The following is a 16,806-nucleotide window of genomic DNA, read 5'->3' as shown; positions in this document are numbered from 1 at the left end:
AAATGGGAACAAAAATTCAACATGTAAAAGTTGAGGAGTTTAGGAGTTTTCATGATGTGGAATTTGATATAAGTAGAAAAATCACTGTGATAAGTGGGCAGAATGGTGTCGGTAAGTCCAATCTTATATCGTTAATTGCCTCTGGATCAGGACTTGGTAAAAGCTCTGCCTTTGGAGGCAATTTTCAACCAAAGTTTTATGACTTCTTTTATATTTCTCCTGAAGAAGCCTATGATGACTATACTATTTATTTGCGTTATGGCAGTGACAATACAGATGAAACAGTTCTTAAGTGCCTGACTTTTAAGAATGATACAGAGTCAAATCGTGGTATTCGTATTATTCCGAGAACCTCTAACAAGGAGAGGGATGATATGACCATAAAGGAAGCAGAGCTTATAGCAAAAGAAAATTTCAATGTGGGAGGAGCGGCCAGGATTCCTATACCGACTATTTATTTGAGTATTTCTAGATTATATCCTTTAGGTGAACGTAAGGAATCTGTGAGTGTTAAAGAGGTTCGAAGAAATAACAAGCTTTATCACAGCAAGGCGCATACAAAATTTTGTGATTGGTACAATTCCGTTATGCCAGGGAGCATTAAACAGGATGGGGATCTTAGCATTGTAGATAAGGAAGCAAGCACACGGTCTTCGTTACATATGGAAATGGAGAACACACCTGCACTTGGTAAGTCTGTCGGGCAGGATAATCTCGGAAATATTATTAGTGCGCTTGTGGATATTTATATTTTATCACAGCAAGACAATTACAATGGAGCACTTATTTGTATTGACGAGATTGAAGTTTCATTACATCCGGACACTCAGATACGGCTATTGGATTTAATGGATAAGTTGGCTAATGAATTAAATATCCAATTTGTTGTGACTACACACTCGTTGACGGTGTTGAAGGAATTATTGGGAAAACACAAGAAAAATCCGAATGATTATGGAGTTGTGTATCTAAAAAATCCATCTGCACCTATGGTCACGGTTCAACAGTTATATGAATTTTTGAAAGCTGATTTATTGGGAAAAGTGACGTATCAAAAACCAAAACCCAAAGTATATTTTGAGGATGAGGTTGGAAAACATCTTTTTAATATGCTTGTTGGAGCACTTTATCATCAATGTAGTACATTGGAAGAAAAGGGGACGCTGAGAGGAAATGTTTTGCAGGAATATGCCTCTAAAATAAAATGTAGACTTGAAAATATCAAGAAATATCGTCATGCGGCTTGCTTAATTAACCCCATTGTAACATCTCTTGGCTGCGAAGAATTATTGAGGTTTTCTCAGGCAGATCGACCCTATTCTGATCAAGTCATCTTTCTATTGGATGGAGATGCTCGTCATAAGCAAACAGAGCACAAACCCAAAATAAGAGAATACTTGGACAGGAAATATGATCCTCATAAGGATAACCTATCTGATAGAGAAACAAAGAGGAACAATATATGCTTCTTTCCCGATTATTTCGCCCCGGAATCGTTCCTTTATAGAATGATGTATCAGATAATGAATGTGGAGACTAATCATACAATTTTTTGGCGTACTCTTGATCAACAGGAAGAAACCGCTTTGTATACTGCCTCCAAAATTCGGTCATGGTTTGTAGATCTTGCGTCGGACTTTAATAATGATGATCTAAAAAATATTTTTGGAGATATTGAGAAAAATGGAAAGGTATGGGCGTTTATAGATGCAACAAACCTGCTTAACTACTACTACGGCGACTATTCTACTATAGAAGAGTTGATATTGTTTTTTGAGAAGTTTGATCGTGCATTTCAAATGACATATAGTAAGATGATCAAAAACATATAGGACTAGAAAAGTGAGATTGTAATGGATAAGCTGAAGATGCACAGCAGGGACAACGTGGCGGCGCATATCGAGGCGGTGGGGCGGCTGTTCCCGAATGCTCTGACGGAGGTCATGCGGGACGGGAAGGCCGTGCAGGCGATCGACTTCGATGTGCTGCGGCAGGAGCTCGCGCGCGAGATCGTGGAGGGGCGCGAGGAGCGCTATGCATTCACATGGCCCGACAAGCGGCAGGCGATCCTTGCGGCGAATGCGCCGATCCATGCGACGCTACGCCCCATCGTGGAGGACAGTATCGGGCGGGACGGTACGGCGGGCGGATTCGACAGCGAGAATCTCTACATCGAGGGGGATAACCTCGATGTGCTGAAGCTGCTCCAAGAGACCTACCTCGGCAAGGTGAAGATGATCTATATCGATCCGCCGTATAATACGGGGAATGATGCCTTTGTGTACGATGATGACTTTGCGATGGAGGGCGGGGATTTCGTTGCGGCGAATGTTCCCTATGATGAGTACGGAAATATGGTCTATGATTTCAAAAAGAATCTGGACAGCAACGGGCGCTTCCATACAGACTGGCTGAATATGATCTATCCGCGTCTCAAGGTGGCAAAGAGTCTGCTTGCGGAGGATGGCGTTATCTTTATCAGTATTGATGACAGCGAGCAGGAGAATCTCAAGAAGGTTTGCAATGAGATTTTCGGCGAGCAAAATTTTATTGCGGAACTTGTTTGGGAACGGGCTTATGCGCCAAAAAATGACGCAAGGTATATCTCCAACAGTCATGACTATGTGCTCATGTATGCGCGTGATATTAACAGTTTTCAGATCGGGCGTCTGCCACGCACGGAGGAGGCGAATGCGCGCTATCAAAACCCCGATAATGATCCGAGAGGCATATGGAAACCAAGTGATATGTCTGTCAAAACGTATACTGCCGAAAATGACTATCAAATTACCGCCCCTTCGGGGCGAGTAATAGAGCCTCCAGCAGGACGCTGCTGGAGGCTCTCTAAAAATAAATTTTTAGAGAGACTCCATGATAATCGGATTTGGTTCGGGGAGGATGGTAACGGCGTACCATGTATTAAGAGATTTCTGTCCGAACTGAAGTATGACGGGATGGCACCCACTTCGATTCTGTTTTATAAAGATGTCGGGCACAGTCAGGAGGGGGCGAAGGAAGTTACTCAACTCTTTGATGCGGGAGTATTCGATGGTCCGAAGCCTGTGCGCCTTCTTACACGTCTCCTTACACTTGCAAATCTGAAGAAGGATTCCATTGTATTGGATTTTTTCTCGGGGTCGGCAGCAACGGCGCACGCACTCATGGCACGGAACGCCGAGGATGGAGGGTCTCGTAAGTTCATCATGGTGCAGCTGCCCGAGGCGACGGACGAGGGCGGCACAGCCTACAAAGCGGGCTATCGGAATATCTGCGAGATCGGCAAGGAGCGCATTCGCCGCGCGGGGGCGAAGATCGCGGCTGAGACGGGCGAGAAGGCAGCAGAGCTTGACCTCGGATTCCGTTGTCTGCGGCTCGATACGAGCAATATGACCGATGTCTACTATGCGCCCGATGCGGTGACGCAGGACGGGCTTTTCGCGCAGGTGGACAATGTCAAGGCGGATCGCACGCCGGAGGATTTGCTCGTTCAGACGATGCTCGATCTCGGCATCCCGCTCTCGGCGCCGATTACGGTGGAGGAGATCGCGGGGAAACGCGTCTTTAACGTCGCGGACGGCTTCCTCCTCGCGTGTTTCGACCGCGCGGTGACGGACGAGGCGGTAACGGCAATCGCCAAGCGAAAGCCGTACTATGCGGTGTTCCGTGATGCCTCGATGGCGGACGACAGTGCTCTCACGAATTTCGACCAGCTCTTTGCGGCGTACAGCCCCGCAACGGTGCGGAGGGTGCTCTGAGCTGTTGTTTTGAAATATTGAAATATGCAAAAAGGCGAAATAGCAGTGCAGAAGACGTATTTCTGTATTTTTTTCGTTGACGTATTGTGCTGCTCTGCATATAATAGAGATAGAAAGGGCGCTATCGGTAAACGGTCAGCCCCACTAATTTCCGATTGAGATAAGATCCCCGCCTGAAGTTAGCAGCTACGAGGCGGGGTTTCTTATGCCTTCGATATTACGATGCAGATCGTAACGAGGAATACCAGCGAAAGAAATTCGTATGGTCCCATAGGCATGCCCCCTTTATGATACAGGGGCTGAGAACGACCGCCTACCATTTGTGATAGCGCTTGCATTCATTATATCATATCTGGCAGCGTGGAGCTGCCTTTTTTATTGTTGTACTGTGGAGAATATTTCGGCGAGGAGATGCTCTGATGAAGTTTCACTTTACGGTGCAGCCGTACCAGACGGATGCGGTGGAGGCGGTTGTCAGCGTGTTCGACGGGCAGCCGTACGCTGCACGCACAACGTATCTGCGTGATGTGGGGACGGGCGCTGCACAGGGGAATCTGCTGTCCGTGCAGGAGAGCTATGCGAATGCACCCCTTCTCACGGCGGAGGCGGACGATGGTTTTCGCAATGAGGAGGTGCATCTGACGAAGGAGCAGCTGCTCGCGAATATCCGCAGTGTGCAGAGCGCACGCAATCTCCATCTGTCTGATACGATCTCTGCACCGCTCGGCGCGTGCGCGCTGGATGTGGAGATGGAGACGGGGACGGGCAAGACGTATGTCTATATCAAGACGATGTTCGAGCTGAACCGCCGCTATGGCTGGAGCAAGTTCATCGTGGTGGTGCCGAGCATTGCGATCCGCGAGGGCGTGAAGAAGTCCTTTGAGATGACGGCGGAGCATTTCATGGAGCACTACGGGCGAAAGGCGCGGTTCTTCGTCTACAGCAGTGCGAATCTGAATCAGCTGGATGCGTTCTCTGCCGATGCGGGGCTCTCGGTGATGATCATCAACACGCAGGCGTTCGCTGCCTCGCTGAACGAGGAGAAGTCGATCGAGGGACGCGGCGGGAACAAGGAGGCGCGCATCATCTACTCGAAGCGCGATGCGTTCGGCTCGCGCCGTCCGATCGATGTGATCGCGGCGAACCGTCCGATCCTCATTCTCGATGAGCCGCAGAAGATGGGGAAAAAGGACTCGGTGACGCAGAAGGCGCTCGCGCAGTTCGCCCCGCTCTTTACGCTGAACTATTCGGCGACGCACGCGGAGCGTCACAATCTCGTCTATGTGCTGGATGCGGTGGATGCCTACAATGCGCGTCTGGTGAAGAAGATCGAGGTGAAGGGGTTCGAGGTGAAGAACCTGCCGGGGACGGGGCGCTATCTCTATCTCGCGGAGATCGTGCTCTCGCCCAAAGTTCCGCCGCGTGCGCGGATCGAGTTCGAGGTGGCATATAAGGGCGGGGTGAAGCGTGAGGTGCGCATTGTCTCTACAGGGGACAATCTCTGCTATCTCTCGGGCGGGATGGCGCAGTATGAGGGCTATGTGGTAGAGCACATCGATGCTGCTGCGGGAACGGTGCTTTTCCTGAACGGAATAACCCTCCATACGGGAGATGTGCAGGGCGATGTGTCGGAGGCGGATCTCCGGCGGGTGCAGATCCGTGAGACGATTGTCTCGCATTTTGAGAAGGAGCAGCGGCTCTACCGACGTGGGATCAAGACGCTCTCGCTATTCTTCATCGATGAGGTGGCGAAGTACCGTCAGTATGATGCAGACGGAAATGCCGTGCTTGGGGAGTACGGGCAGATCTTCGAGGAGGAGTACCGCGCGGTGATGAACGAAAACCGCGACATTTTTGACCCTGCGTATATGAAATATCTGGACGATGTGCCTGTAGAGAAGGTACACACAGGGTATTTCAGCATTGACAAGAAGACGGGACGCGCGGTGGATAGTAGTCTCAGGCGCGGCTCGGATCTGTCGGATGATATCTCGGCGTATGATCTGATCCTGAAGGATAAGGAGCGACTGCTTTCGTTCGATGAGCCGACGCGCGTGATCTTCTCCCACTCCGCGTTGCGCGAGGGGTGGGACAATCCGAATGTGTTCCAGATCTGTACGCTCAAGCACGCAGCGAGTGTGACGGCGAAGCGGCAGGAGGTGGGCAGAGGTCTGCGTCTCGCGGTCGATCAGACGGGACAGCGGATGGATCGGACGGTGCTCGGGGATGCGGTGCATGAGGTGAATGTGCTGACGGTGATCGCGAGCGAGAGCTATGCGGGTTTTGTCGGCGATCTGCAAAAGCAGATGGAGGCAGAGCTGCGCGTGCGTCCGAAGGCGGCGTCAGAGGCGTATTTCCAGGGGAAGACGGTGCAGTCGGCGGATGGTTCTGTAGTTCAGCTTGATAAAACACAGGCGCGTGCCATCTATAAGTACCTCCTGCGTCATGACTACATCGACGATGATGACCATGTGACGGAGGACTATCGCACGGCACTTGCGACGGGGACGCTCGCGCCACTGCCCGAGATGCTTGTGCCGATGGCGGAGGGGGTTCATCGCCTCGTGCAGGCGATCTACGACGAGAGCGTGCTGCGGGATATGTTCCACGATGCCAATGAGACGAATACACCGCCGAATCCGCTGAATGAGCATTTTTATCGGAAAGAGTTCCAAGAGCTCTGGAAAAAGATCAATCACAAATATGTGTATACGGTGCATTTTTCCTCCTCGGAGCTGATCCGAAATGCGATCGATCACATCAACGGGAGACTGGATGTGAGCCGTCTCCAATACACGATCACCTACGGCAGTCAGCAGACGGATCTGGATGCGCAGATGGTGGCGGACGGCATGAGTTTCGACTATGGGAAAAGTCGGACGCGCACGCTGAAGAGGACGAATGTGGGTACGGTGACGTATGATCTGATCGGGCGTATTGCAGCGGGGACGACGCTCACGCGGCGCACGGTTGCTGAGATTCTGCGCGGAATCCGTCCTGCGGTCTTTGCGCTGTACCGTGAAAATCCCGAGGAGTTCATCCGTAAGATGATCTGTCTCATCCTGGAGCAGAAGGCGACGACGGTGATCGATCACATTACCTACAATATGGGGGTGGGCAGCTATGATTCGAGTATTTTTATGACGGAACGACGGCCGCTCGCGGAGGCGTACGAGGCGAAGCGGGCGATTCAGAAGTATCTCTTCCCCGACGGGCAGGTGGAGAAGCGTTTTGCCGAGGCGATGGACGGGCAGGAGGAGGTGCTCTGCTATGCCAAGCTGCCGCGTGGGTTCAAGATCCCAACGCCGGTTGGCAGCTATGCGCCGGACTGGGCGATTGTCTTTCATGAGGGCTCGGTGAAGCATATCTACTTCGTCGCGGAGACGAAGGGCTCGCTCTCGACGCTGCAGCAGCGTCCCATCGAGCAGGCAAAGATCGCCTGCGTGAAGCGGCTCTTTGAAAAGCTAAGTGATGCTGTCGTCTATGACTGTGTGGACGATTTCCAAACGCTGATGAATCGTGTGATGAAGTGATGTCTACATGCGAAATGCCTGCCTCTCTATGGGGCAGTTTTTTTCTCCGGTTGCGGAATATGTTATAATAGGAGAAAACGAAGAGAGTGTTTCTCACACTGCGCACAGCAAAGGAGGTGCATCATGCAGCGGCGATCTGTTTTTACGGGACTGGTGCTGGCGGTGCTCGTCGGTGTATTCTTCTACCTCCACGTCGAGCAACGGACACAGATCGACTTCGAGCAGGTGGAGCCGATTCCGGGGTACAAGATGGAGATGCGAACGCCGCCGTTGCGCGTGGCGATGATCTCGGTGCTGAACCACGCGCGCACGGAGGGCTATCAGAGTCAGATGGTGCGCAGCATCGGGCGCCTCCTCGGGCGTCCTGTGCTGCTCCTGCATCGGAGGAGCTATGCAGAGATCAACCAGCTGCTCGCAAAGGGGGACGCGGACATTGCATTCCTATCGAGCGGTGCCTATATGGTCTACGGGAAAAAGGAGGACGTGCGCCTCCTGGCGATGCCGGAGCGAGGCGGGGCGAACTACTATTTCTCCTATGTGATCGTGCCGCGCAATGCGCAGACGCAGTCGCTTGCTGATCTGCGCGGGCGGCGGTTCGTCTATGTGGATCCGCTCAGCTACTCGGGTTATCTGGAACTCAGGGCGCATCTGCGGACGCTTGGCGAGAACCCGGAGCAGTTCTTCGGCTCCTATTATTTCACCTACAGTCACGACGACTCGCTGCGCGCAGTGGCAGACGGACTGGTGGACGGCGGCGTGATCGCGAGCCTGACGTATGACTACTATCAGATGTATGCGCCCGCGATATTGGAATCGGTGCGCGTGATCCAGATCCTGCCGGGGAGCGGGATGGGGCCTGTGGTGGCGCGGCAGGGGCTGAAGGAGGCGGATGAGGTGCAGGAGATCCTCCTGCATCTGGACGAGGATGCTGAGGCAAAGGAGGCGATGGCGCAGCTGCTCATCGACCGATTTGTGCCGCCGCAGCCGGAACTGTACCCGCGGTTTTCGACGGAGGAGGGGCTGTGATGCAGGCGTTTGCGCGGCTCCGTATCGCGGGCAAGTTGACGGTGATCATGCTGGGGATCGTGCTGCTCTTTGCCGTGCTCGCGGGGGCGCTGCTGCTCGTCACGCTGTCGGATCTCATGCGTGCGTCGCTTGAGCGGCGCGGACAGGGCGTGGCGGCGGAGGTGGCAGAACTGAGCAGCGAGGCACTGCAGACGGGCAACCTGTTCGCGCTTGAGGAGCTGATCCATACGACGAAGCGTAACAATGACTTTGTCGTGTATATCTTTCTGCTGGATGAGGAGGGGCGCGTGATGGCGCATACCTTCGCCAAGGGGATGCCGCTGCATCTGCGTGAGCTGCACGGCGATGCGGGTGCGGAGCCGGATGTCATGCGCGTGGACACGAGCCTCGGGCCGATCCAGGACATCCGCTGGCCGATCGAGGACGGGGCGCTCGGCAGCGTGCGTGTGGGCGTGAGCGAGGATGCCCTGCACGATCTCCTCGTTGCAAACCTCCTGAAGATGCTTGCGATGACGCTGCTCATCCTCGTGCTTGCGACGGCGCTGATCTTTCGCCTGTCCGAGATCCTGACGCGTCCGCTCCATCATCTGATGGAGCGTGCGGAGCACATCTCAAAGGGGCATTTCTCCGGACGTGCGATCACGTTCCCCGCGACGGATGAGATCGGCCGCCTCGCCAATGCGATGAACGACATGGAGCGGCACTTGCGGGAAGGGGCGCAGGAGCGCAACCGTCTCCTGCGGCATATCATCACGGCGCAGGAGGCAGAGCGCAAGCGGATCGCGATGGAGCTGCACGATGAGAGCGGGCAGACGCTGACAGCACTGCTGTTCTCCCTGCGCGCGCTCGCGAACGAGACGCAGGATGCAGATATGCAGCGGGCGCTGCTCGCGATCCGAGACGAGACGGCGGACACGCTGGCGCGCCTGCGCAACCTCGCGGTGGAGCTGCGTCCGCCCGCGCTCGACGAGCTGGGGATCGGGGCTGCGCTCGAAAAGCTCGTCGCGGACTATCGGCGCGGGTACGCAGTGGATATCGGGCTCTCCTGTGTGATCACCGCAGAGCCGAGTGACGTGGAGAGCCTCGCCGTCTATCGGATCGTGCAGGAGTGCCTGACGAACATCGTGCGCCACTCCCATGCCACGCGCGCACAGATCACGCTGCGGGTGGACGGGCGGATCATGCTGTGTGTCAAGGACAACGGCATCGGTATCACCGCTGAGCGGATGCGTGCGGCGCGGCGGGAGAACCATCTGGGGCTGTATGGCATCGAGGAGCGCGTGCGCCTGCTCGCGGGACGGATGCACCTCACGGCGGAGCCGCCGACGTGGACAACGGTATATGAGATCGAGTTCGGGGGAAAGGGGAGTATGCAGGATGAACCTGATGATCGTGGATGATCACCTGTTGATCCGCGCGGGGATGAAACTGCTGCTGAAGAACACACCCGCCTATACCGTGGCGGCAGAGGCGGAGAGCGGCGAGGAGGCGCTGCGTCTCCTTGATGCGCAGCCGATCGACCTCGTGATCATGGACATCTCCATGCCGGGGATGGGAGGTCTCGCCTGCATCCGCGAGATACGGGCGCGCTTCCCCGCCGTGAAGATCCTTGTGCTGAGTATGCACGAGGACGAGGAGTACATCTACAAGGCGATGCAGTACGGCGCGATGGGCTACCTGCCCAAGACCTCGGCGGACAGTGAGCTGTTCGACGCCCTGCGCGCGATCGCCGAGGGGCGCCGCTACCTCAGTCCGAACGCGCAGCAGTCCCTCCTCTCCGTCATGTTCCGCGACCCGCAGGAGGATCCGCGCTCCTGCCTCACCGCACGCGAGCGGGAGATCTTTGACGAGCTGATCCGCGGCTGCACCATCACCGAGATTGCAGAGCAGCTCCACCTGAGTGTCAAGACAATAGATACACATAAGACACACATCTACGCGAAGCTGCATTGCTCGCGACGCAGCGAGCTGGTCTCTCTCGCCCTGCGGCACGGACTTTTGCAGTAGCGTGCTGTTTTCCATGAGAACGCCCCGCATCGGATTTTTTCTGATGCGGGGCGGAGTTTTTCCGAGGAGAAAATGGGGGAGAATCCGAGGAAAAAACGGAACTTTGCCGATGGTCTGACGATTTTGAATTCGCTATACTTTGCGTAGAAAAAATTTTGCAAAGGAGATGGATTCATATGTCAATTTTCTCACCGGCGCCCCATATCGAGCGTCTGCCCGATCATATGGTGGACGAGCGGTACAAGGCGATCCGGCGGCAGGTATTCCTCGGCACCTTCATCGGGTACGCCACATTCTACCTGATCCGCAAGAACTTCAGCCTCGCCATCCCGTACATGATACAGGACTACGGCTACTCCAAGGCGGATCTCGGCATCGTCCTCACCATGCTCTCTGTCGCGTACGGCGTCAGCAAGTTCGTCATGGGTAACATCTCGGACCGTTCGAATCCGAAGTATTTCGCCACGGCGGGACTCCTCCTGAGCGCGTTCGTCACGCTTGCGTTCGGCGTCGTGCCCGGCGTCATGACGAGCATCCCGCTCATGTGCGCCCTCAGCTTTATGAACGGTTGGTTTCAGGGGATGGGCTACCCGCCCTATGCAAAGTCCATGGTGACGTGGTTCTCCCAGACCGAGCGCGGCGCGTGGTGGTCGTGGTGGAATGTCTCGCACAACCTCGGCGGCGGTCTCATCGCGCCGCTGGCGACGCTTGGTATTGCGATATTCGGCACGTGGAACAGTATCTTCTTCTTCCCCGCGATGATCTCCATCGCGCTTGCCATCCTCACATTCTTCCTCATGCGCGACACACCCCAGTCCTGCGGGCTGCCGCCGATCGAGGAGTACAAGAACGACTACCCGCAGGAGCACGGCGTCATCTCCGAGAACCAGATGACCGCAAAGGAAGTACTCATGAAGTACGTCCTCAAGAACAAGTTCCTCTGGTACCTCGCCATTGCGAACATCTTCGTCTATTTTATCCGCTACGGTGTTGTCGACTGGGCGCCGACCTACCTCGCGGCGATCAAGGGATTCTCCAAGGAGAGCTCGCGCTGGGCGTACTTCCTCTATGAGTGGGCGGGCATCCCGGGCATGCTCGTCAGCGGCTATCTGAGCGACCGCGTGTTCCGTGGACGGCGCGCGCCCGCGACGATGATCTTCATGGCGCTCGTCATCATCGCCATCCTTGTCTACTGGTTCAACCCGCCCGGCAACATCCTCATCGACAACCTCGCTCTCATCGCGATCGGCTTCCTCATCTACGGGCCCGTCATGATGATCGGTCTGCAGGCGGCGGACATGGTGCCGCGCGTCGCAACGGGCGGTGCGACAGGACTCACGGGACTCATGGGCTACATCGTTGGCTCCGCCTTCGCCGGCGTCTACATGGGCTTCGTCGTTGACCACTTCGGCTGGAGCGGCGGCTTCATCAGCCTCCTCGCCTCCTGCGTCCTCGCCATCTTCTTCCTCTTTATGACCATGGGAAAGAAGAAAGTACGCGAATAACCTCTCTCATCCATATATTGTAAAATGCCCCGCTGCACTCGGTTCGTATCGAATGCGGCGGGGCGTTTGCGTGCAGGGCGGTGTACCGGATTTGCAGAGAGCAAACGATGATCCTGTGCAGGGGTTACGCCGCCTCCTGTTCCTCCGTCTCGTCCATCTCGCTCAAAAACGGCGGCTGTGCCTCCATGAGTGTGACGATGCGGTCGGGGAGCTTGTACTGGATGCCGCCGCCCAGGCGACCGAACCACGGGGCGATCCTGCCCTTCTCCACACCGTCGATGGGACGCTCAACACAGTAGACGTGAAAATCGCCCTCACTCGTCGTGCTCGGCAGTGCCCGCTGCTCGAACGTCATACCGTCGGGCGAGACATAGCGACCCGTCGGCTTCCCGTAGCGCGTCAGCACATCGCCCGAGGGGAGCGTAACCGTCACAATCACACCAACCGCGCCGTCGTTGGTCGGGTAGATGGGGCGACCGTCATCGGCATAGAAGCGCGCCTCGCCCCCCTTGCCGAGGGTGTACGTCATGCCCTGTTCGGCGGCAAGCTCCGCGATGAATTCATCGGTCGGCGGGGCAAAGTTGTAGTACATCTTCCAGTAGGGGGGCTGCTCCTGCGCACGCATGTCTGCGGCGGCAGCGGTCTGCCCGAGGGCGGGCGCGGCATCCGTGCCGATCTGCGGCGAGATAAGTACGGTGAGGGCGAAGAGTGCGGCGCTGACAGCGTGCAGGATATTGCGGCGCATCTGCCCTCCTGCGTCACGCGCTGTCATGGGGAGGAGGCGGTCGATGAGTTTCATGAAAATGCTCCTTTCTGGAAATTCGTACAATTTAATACCTTCATCATATAGTAGAATACGAAAAAAGGCAAGATAAGACTGCATGATGTAAGGAAGCACTGATAAATTCAGCACCGCCATCTTGACGCATCTTTTTTGCCCGCACTTTGTCGGCAAATCCTCCACATAGCCCTTGCTATGCGTCCGGTTTGCCTCCTAGTTCGGACGAAAAAATCTACGCCAATCTGACGGACTTCATTTTATCAGCGATTCCTAAAAATAAGCCGCCGCATTCTTGGGCGAATCGGGGTATCTCCTTTTGCGCGGCTGTGTTATAATAAAAGTGTAGCTTTTTTTCATGTTTTTGACAGATACATCTCGGAGGGGTTTTATGAGAAAGAAATACAAAGCCGCTGTTGGCATATTGGGCGCAGTGCTCTTCCTGCTCGCCATCCTCGGCGGGTCTCTCTATGCCATCAGGGCGCACAAGACCGATCATGAAAAGGTGGCGGCGGCAAAGCACGACCTGCGCGGGCTGACCATAGACGAGCAGGTGGAGGAGATCCTGTCCTCCATGTCCGTCACGGAGCGGATCGGGCAGATGGTGATGGTCGGCATCCCGGGGAGAACGCTGGACGATGATGCCCGCTATGTCCTGCATCAGTTCCACTATGGCGGGATCATCCTATTTGACAGGAATCTGGACTCAGAGGAGCAGACGAGGCGGCTCATCTCGGACATCCAGTCCCATGCGGACGAGGAGCTGCCCCTCTTTATCGCCATTGACGAGGAGGGCGGCGCAGTGGTGCGCGGCGAGAGTTTCATCCCTGCGCCCCCTGCGGCACAGGAGGTAGGGCAGGAGGGGGCTGCCGCTGCCGAACGCTTCGCCGCCTCCGTGGCGGGGGATCTCATGTCCCTCGGGATCAATGTGAATTTTGCCCCCGTTGCCGATGTGGGCGCGCCGGATGGACGCTCCTACAGTACGGATCCGCATGAGGTGCTTGCATGCGTCCGAGCGGCAGGGAACGGGTATCGCTCCGCAGGGATGATCTATGCGCTCAAGCATTTTCCCGGCATAGGCAGGGGCATGGTGGACTCACACGAGGAGATCTCCTCCATCGAGGCGGGCGAAGAGGATCTGCAGAAAACCGATCTCGTGCCGTTCCGAGGCATGATCGAGGAGACGGGCAGGGGGAAGGATCTCGACTATATGGTCATGGTCGGACATCTCCAATATCCCGCGCTTGACGGAGAGAATCCTGCGAGTCTCTCCCGTCCGATCGTTACGGATCTGCTCCGCTCCGAGCTGGGCTATGAGGGGCTTGTCATCACAGACGACCTCGAGATGGGCGCGGTGGCAAATCATCTCACATTCCGCGCAGCGGGACAGAGGGCGGTCGAGGCAGGCGCGGACATCGTGCTGGTCTGTCACGAACTCGCGCATGCCGAGGATGCCTATATGGGCATATACGACGCTGTGCAGAGCGGACAGATCAGCGAGGAGCGGATTAATGAATCTGTACGCCGGATCATCAGGGCAAAGCTGACGCATGGTCTGACACCTTAATCCTAGGGAAGCACTGATAAATTCAGCACCGCCATCTTAGCGCATCTTTTTTGCCCGCACTTCGCCCTCGATCCTCCACATAGCTTCTGCTATGCGTCCGGTTTGCCTCCTAGTTCGGACGAAAAAATCTGTGCCAATCTGACGGACTTCATTTTATCAGCGATTCCCTAGAAAATGGGAAGCAATGATGAAATTATTAGTGCTTTCCAAGAAGGAAACAATAATATTTCGGCGAATATTAATAACATTAATTACCCCTGTGGATCATCTGCAAGATAGGAGGCAAACAAGATGAATTTGTTACGCCCGACTGCCTGTCTGCTGGCAGTCATGCTCGTCTTTTCCCTCACCGGCTGCAAAGCCGCTGCCAAGCTCTTCAACGTCGCCAAGAAAGAGGTGGCGCAGGAGGTTGTGGAGCAGGGAATCCGATCCGCCGCCGGTGCTGCAACGGGCAGCAAACAGGGCGCATCCTCCGGCAGCGCTGTACCGTCTGCGGGCAGAGGCTCGGGTCTCGCCAGAGCCGGCGGAGCGATGGTCGCAGGTGGCGCAGTAGCTGCGGGCACAGCTGCCATCAGCGAGGCATCCGGGCAGAACCGGAGCACGCAGGAGGCAGTCAATACGCTGGTGGGCTACTATCAGAATCTGGCTGCCGGCAGGACGTCGGCGGCGTACAACACCCTGACATGGGAGATGCAGAACCAGCTGGGCACGTATGAATCGTTCTCGCAGGGCTACACCACGACCGTCTCCAATGAGGTGAGCAACATACGGATCGTCTCCGAGACCCCCGCCCAAGTGGTCGTCAGCTATCAGCTCGACTCCAAGGACAAGATCAACGGGCGTATCTCGCAGCAGTCGTTCTCAGGCAGGGCGACCCTCCTCCAGAGCGACGGTCGCTGGCTGATTGGGGAATTCGATGTGACATTGAGATAGTGCTTCCTAAAGGGCTGTTGTACGAGTCAATGACCTCGTACAACAGCCTCTTTTGTCATTTTAGCGGCACTTCTATACAAAATAGGATTTCTATGTTATGATTTTTGCTGGAATAGGATTATTTCATAAGGAGGAATCATCATGTCATTCTGTGGAAATTGCGGCAAACAGCTCGCCGACGGCGCGCGCTTCTGTCCGGGCTGCGGGACGAAGATCGTCTCCCTGGAAAAGCCCGCTGCCTCTCCTGCCACCCCACCTGCCGCGCAGCAGGGCGGCGCCTATGGCGCAGGGCAGAACGCCCCGCAGCAGAGTCCTGCCTCGTTCCCGCCGCCGCCCGGCATTGGTGGACAGCAGCAGCCCGGCTTTGGAGGAGGGCAGCAACAGCCCGGCTATGGCGGAGGGCCGCAGCCGCCGTATCCGTATCAGCCGCCCTATGGGGGCGGGGGCGCGCCGCAGCCCGAGGAGCTCCGCGCGATGCTCCTCACCTATCAGGGACGCCTCAACCGCAAGCCGTACATCCTGTACAGCGTCGGCATCTGGTTTCTCATGCTCATCCTGAACGTCGTGGCGGACGTGTTGGGAGATAGTCGCTCGTCGGTGGCGCTTCTCGTCGCCTTCGCGCTCTATCTCGCTGTCCTCGCCCTGTGCGTTCCCTCCGTTATGCTGACCATCCGCCGCTGGCACGACCTGGGCAAATCCGGCTGGTTCACACTGCTCTCGCTGATCCCCGTCGTAAACTTCTTCGTCGAGATCTATCTGTGGGCGGCACCGGGAACCGCAGGACCGAATGCATACGGCGAGGATCCGCTCACGTACAGGAGGTAGCCGGATTCCTCTCTCTATACAAAATGAGTTTTATATGTTATGATTTCGTTGGAATATCGGATTATTTTATAAGGAGGAATCATCATGTCATTCTGTGGAAATTGCGGCAGCCAGCTCGATGCAGGACAGAAGTTCTGCCCGAACTGCGGGTCGAAGACCGTCACCTTGGAAAAGCCCGCTGCCCCTCCTGCCGCGCCACCTGCACCGCAGCAGGGCGGCGCCTATGGCGCACAGCAGCAGCCACCCGTCTACGGCGGAGGGCAGCAGTCGCCCGGCTATGGTGGAGCACCGCAGTCTCCTCCGCCGTATCAGCCGCCCTATGGGGGCGGGGGCGCGCCGCAGCCCCGATCGGAGGGGATCCGTGAGATGTTCCTCACCTACCATGGGCGTCTCAACCGCAAGCCGTATATCCTGCGCGGACTCCTGGTGGGGATCACCTCGTCAGTTTTGTCCAATGTGATGGGCGTGATGGCAGAGAGTAGCTCGCTGGCATTGAATCTCGTGTCCCTCGTGCTGCTCGTTGTCGTCCTCGCCCTGTGCGTCGTGTCCGTCATGCTGATGATCCGCCGCTGGCACGATCTGGGCAAATCCGGCTGGTTCTCGCTGCTCCTCCTCGTGCCGCTCGTGAACTTCGTCGTCGGTCTTTATCTCTGGGTGAAGAAGGGGGATGACGGTCCCAACCAGTATGGCGAGGATCCGCTGGCGTACAGGGGATAGGCATTAGGGCTCACATTTTTGCTGACTCATAGATGAAAATATCCTTCAAGAAGAGCATTCTTTTTGAAGGATATTTTTTTGCAAGGCGTGTCAAATTTTTCTATGATAGATATTGTGAAAACTAACATATCTATGATATAATTCTAATAAACAATAATCT

At 55.7% G+C, this 16,806-nt stretch carries 12 protein-coding genes and 1 pseudogene; 11 read left to right on the top strand and 2 right to left on the bottom strand.

The genetic code is table 11. The features are described from left to right. The first annotated feature begins 2 nt into the window (after window positions 1-2). The 7 genes from AXF19_RS03785 (at window position 3) to glpT (ending at window position 11,826) form a co-directional block, all read left to right on the top strand. The gene (locus tag AXF19_RS03785; RefSeq protein ID WP_066845259.1) at window positions 3-1,832 is read left to right on the top strand and encodes an ATP-dependent nuclease; all 1,830 of its coding nucleotides are present in this window, start codon (window positions 3-5) and stop codon (window positions 1,830-1,832) included. A 21-nt stretch (window positions 1,833-1,853) separates the two neighbouring features. Beyond that, window positions 1,854-3,755, top strand: a complete 1,902-nt coding sequence (locus AXF19_RS03780) for a site-specific DNA-methyltransferase (protein ID WP_172837359.1) — start codon at window positions 1,854-1,856, stop codon at window positions 3,753-3,755. A gap of 419 nt (window positions 3,756-4,174) precedes the next feature. Beyond that, on the top strand, window positions 4,175-7,288 hold the full coding sequence (locus AXF19_RS03775; protein ID WP_066845256.1) for a type III restriction-modification system endonuclease: 3,114 nt from the start codon (window positions 4,175-4,177) through the stop codon (window positions 7,286-7,288). 123 nt (window positions 7,289-7,411) lie between these two features. Then, window positions 7,412-8,314: a substrate-binding domain-containing protein gene (locus AXF19_RS03770; RefSeq protein ID WP_066845255.1), complete on the top strand. Its 903-nt coding sequence runs from the start codon at window positions 7,412-7,414 to the stop codon at window positions 8,312-8,314. Then, window positions 8,314-9,714: a sensor histidine kinase gene (locus AXF19_RS03765; protein ID WP_066845254.1), complete on the top strand. Its 1,401-nt coding sequence runs from the start codon at window positions 8,314-8,316 to the stop codon at window positions 9,712-9,714. Before AXF19_RS03770 ends, AXF19_RS03765 begins: the two co-directional genes overlap by 1 nt. Continuing rightward, window positions 9,692-10,321 (top strand): response regulator, encoded by a 630-nt coding sequence (locus AXF19_RS03760; protein ID WP_066845253.1) that lies wholly within the window; start codon window positions 9,692-9,694, stop codon window positions 10,319-10,321. Before AXF19_RS03765 ends, AXF19_RS03760 begins: the two co-directional genes overlap by 23 nt. A 176-nt stretch (window positions 10,322-10,497) precedes the next feature. Next, complete coding sequence (gene glpT, locus AXF19_RS03755; protein WP_066845247.1) at window positions 10,498-11,826, top strand: glycerol-3-phosphate transporter; 1,329 nt, start codon at window positions 10,498-10,500, stop codon at window positions 11,824-11,826. Between the two features lie 124 nt (window positions 11,827-11,950). Here glpT and AXF19_RS03750 read toward each other — a convergent pair whose 3' ends face one another. Together AXF19_RS03750 and AXF19_RS15975 are read right to left on the bottom strand one after the other, a co-directional pair. Beyond that, window positions 11,951-12,625, bottom strand: coding sequence for a TNT domain-containing protein (locus tag AXF19_RS03750; RefSeq protein WP_084784856.1), 675 nt, complete (start codon window positions 12,623-12,625; stop codon window positions 11,951-11,953). A 90-nt stretch (window positions 12,626-12,715) separates the two neighbouring features. After that, a pseudogene (locus AXF19_RS15975) lies at window positions 12,716-12,820 on the bottom strand (secretion protein HlyD); the annotation flags it as partial. Window positions 12,821-12,995: 175 nt separating this feature from the next. On the opposite strand from AXF19_RS15975, the gene AXF19_RS03745 reads away from it, so the two are divergent. The 4 genes from AXF19_RS03745 (at window position 12,996) to AXF19_RS03730 (ending at window position 16,646) form a co-directional block, all read left to right on the top strand. After that, the gene (locus AXF19_RS03745) at window positions 12,996-14,171 is read left to right on the top strand and encodes a glycoside hydrolase family 3 N-terminal domain-containing protein (protein WP_066845245.1); all 1,176 of its coding nucleotides are present in this window, start codon (window positions 12,996-12,998) and stop codon (window positions 14,169-14,171) included. A gap of 291 nt (window positions 14,172-14,462) precedes the next feature. After that, window positions 14,463-15,104, top strand: a complete 642-nt coding sequence (locus AXF19_RS03740) for a hypothetical protein (protein WP_066845243.1) — start codon at window positions 14,463-14,465, stop codon at window positions 15,102-15,104. Between the two features lie 141 nt (window positions 15,105-15,245). Further along, window positions 15,246-15,929: a DUF805 domain-containing protein gene (locus AXF19_RS13525; RefSeq protein ID WP_084784758.1), complete on the top strand. Its 684-nt coding sequence runs from the start codon at window positions 15,246-15,248 to the stop codon at window positions 15,927-15,929. Between the two features lie 84 nt (window positions 15,930-16,013). Then, the gene (locus AXF19_RS03730) at window positions 16,014-16,646 is read left to right on the top strand and encodes a DUF805 domain-containing protein (protein WP_066845241.1); all 633 of its coding nucleotides are present in this window, start codon (window positions 16,014-16,016) and stop codon (window positions 16,644-16,646) included. The last annotated feature ends 160 nt before the right edge of the window (window positions 16,647-16,806 follow it).

It is taken from the genome of Selenomonas sp. oral taxon 126 (assembly GCF_001683335.1).
GTDB lineage: Bacteria > Bacillota > Negativicutes > Selenomonadales > Selenomonadaceae > Centipeda.
Note: the sequence above shows the minus strand (reverse complement) of the source record. Positions and strands in the feature narration are given on the sequence as shown.

What these genes read in the sequence shown, in the direction of transcription:
- AXF19_RS03785 (WP_066845259.1), top strand. Translation starts at nt 3, where the DNA reads ATGGGAACAAAAATTCAACATGTAAAAGTTGAGGAGTTTAGGAGTTTT.
- AXF19_RS03780 (WP_172837359.1), top strand. Translation starts at nt 1,854, where the DNA reads ATGGATAAGCTGAAGATGCACAGCAGGGACAACGTGGCGGCGCATATC.
- AXF19_RS03775 (WP_066845256.1), top strand. Translation starts at nt 4,175, where the DNA reads ATGAAGTTTCACTTTACGGTGCAGCCGTACCAGACGGATGCGGTGGAG.
- AXF19_RS03770 (WP_066845255.1), top strand. Translation starts at nt 7,412, where the DNA reads ATGCAGCGGCGATCTGTTTTTACGGGACTGGTGCTGGCGGTGCTCGTC.
- AXF19_RS03765 (WP_066845254.1), top strand. Translation starts at nt 8,314, where the DNA reads ATGCAGGCGTTTGCGCGGCTCCGTATCGCGGGCAAGTTGACGGTGATC.
- AXF19_RS03760 (WP_066845253.1), top strand. Translation starts at nt 9,692, where the DNA reads ATGAACCTGATGATCGTGGATGATCACCTGTTGATCCGCGCGGGGATG.
- glpT (WP_066845247.1), top strand. Translation starts at nt 10,498, where the DNA reads ATGTCAATTTTCTCACCGGCGCCCCATATCGAGCGTCTGCCCGATCAT.
- AXF19_RS03750 (WP_084784856.1), bottom strand. Translation starts at nt 12,625, where the DNA reads ATGAAACTCATCGACCGCCTCCTCCCCATGACAGCGCGTGACGCAGGA.
- AXF19_RS03745 (WP_066845245.1), top strand. Translation starts at nt 12,996, where the DNA reads ATGAGAAAGAAATACAAAGCCGCTGTTGGCATATTGGGCGCAGTGCTC.
- AXF19_RS03740 (WP_066845243.1), top strand. Translation starts at nt 14,463, where the DNA reads ATGAATTTGTTACGCCCGACTGCCTGTCTGCTGGCAGTCATGCTCGTC.
- AXF19_RS13525 (WP_084784758.1), top strand. Translation starts at nt 15,246, where the DNA reads ATGTCATTCTGTGGAAATTGCGGCAAACAGCTCGCCGACGGCGCGCGC.
- AXF19_RS03730 (WP_066845241.1), top strand. Translation starts at nt 16,014, where the DNA reads ATGTCATTCTGTGGAAATTGCGGCAGCCAGCTCGATGCAGGACAGAAG.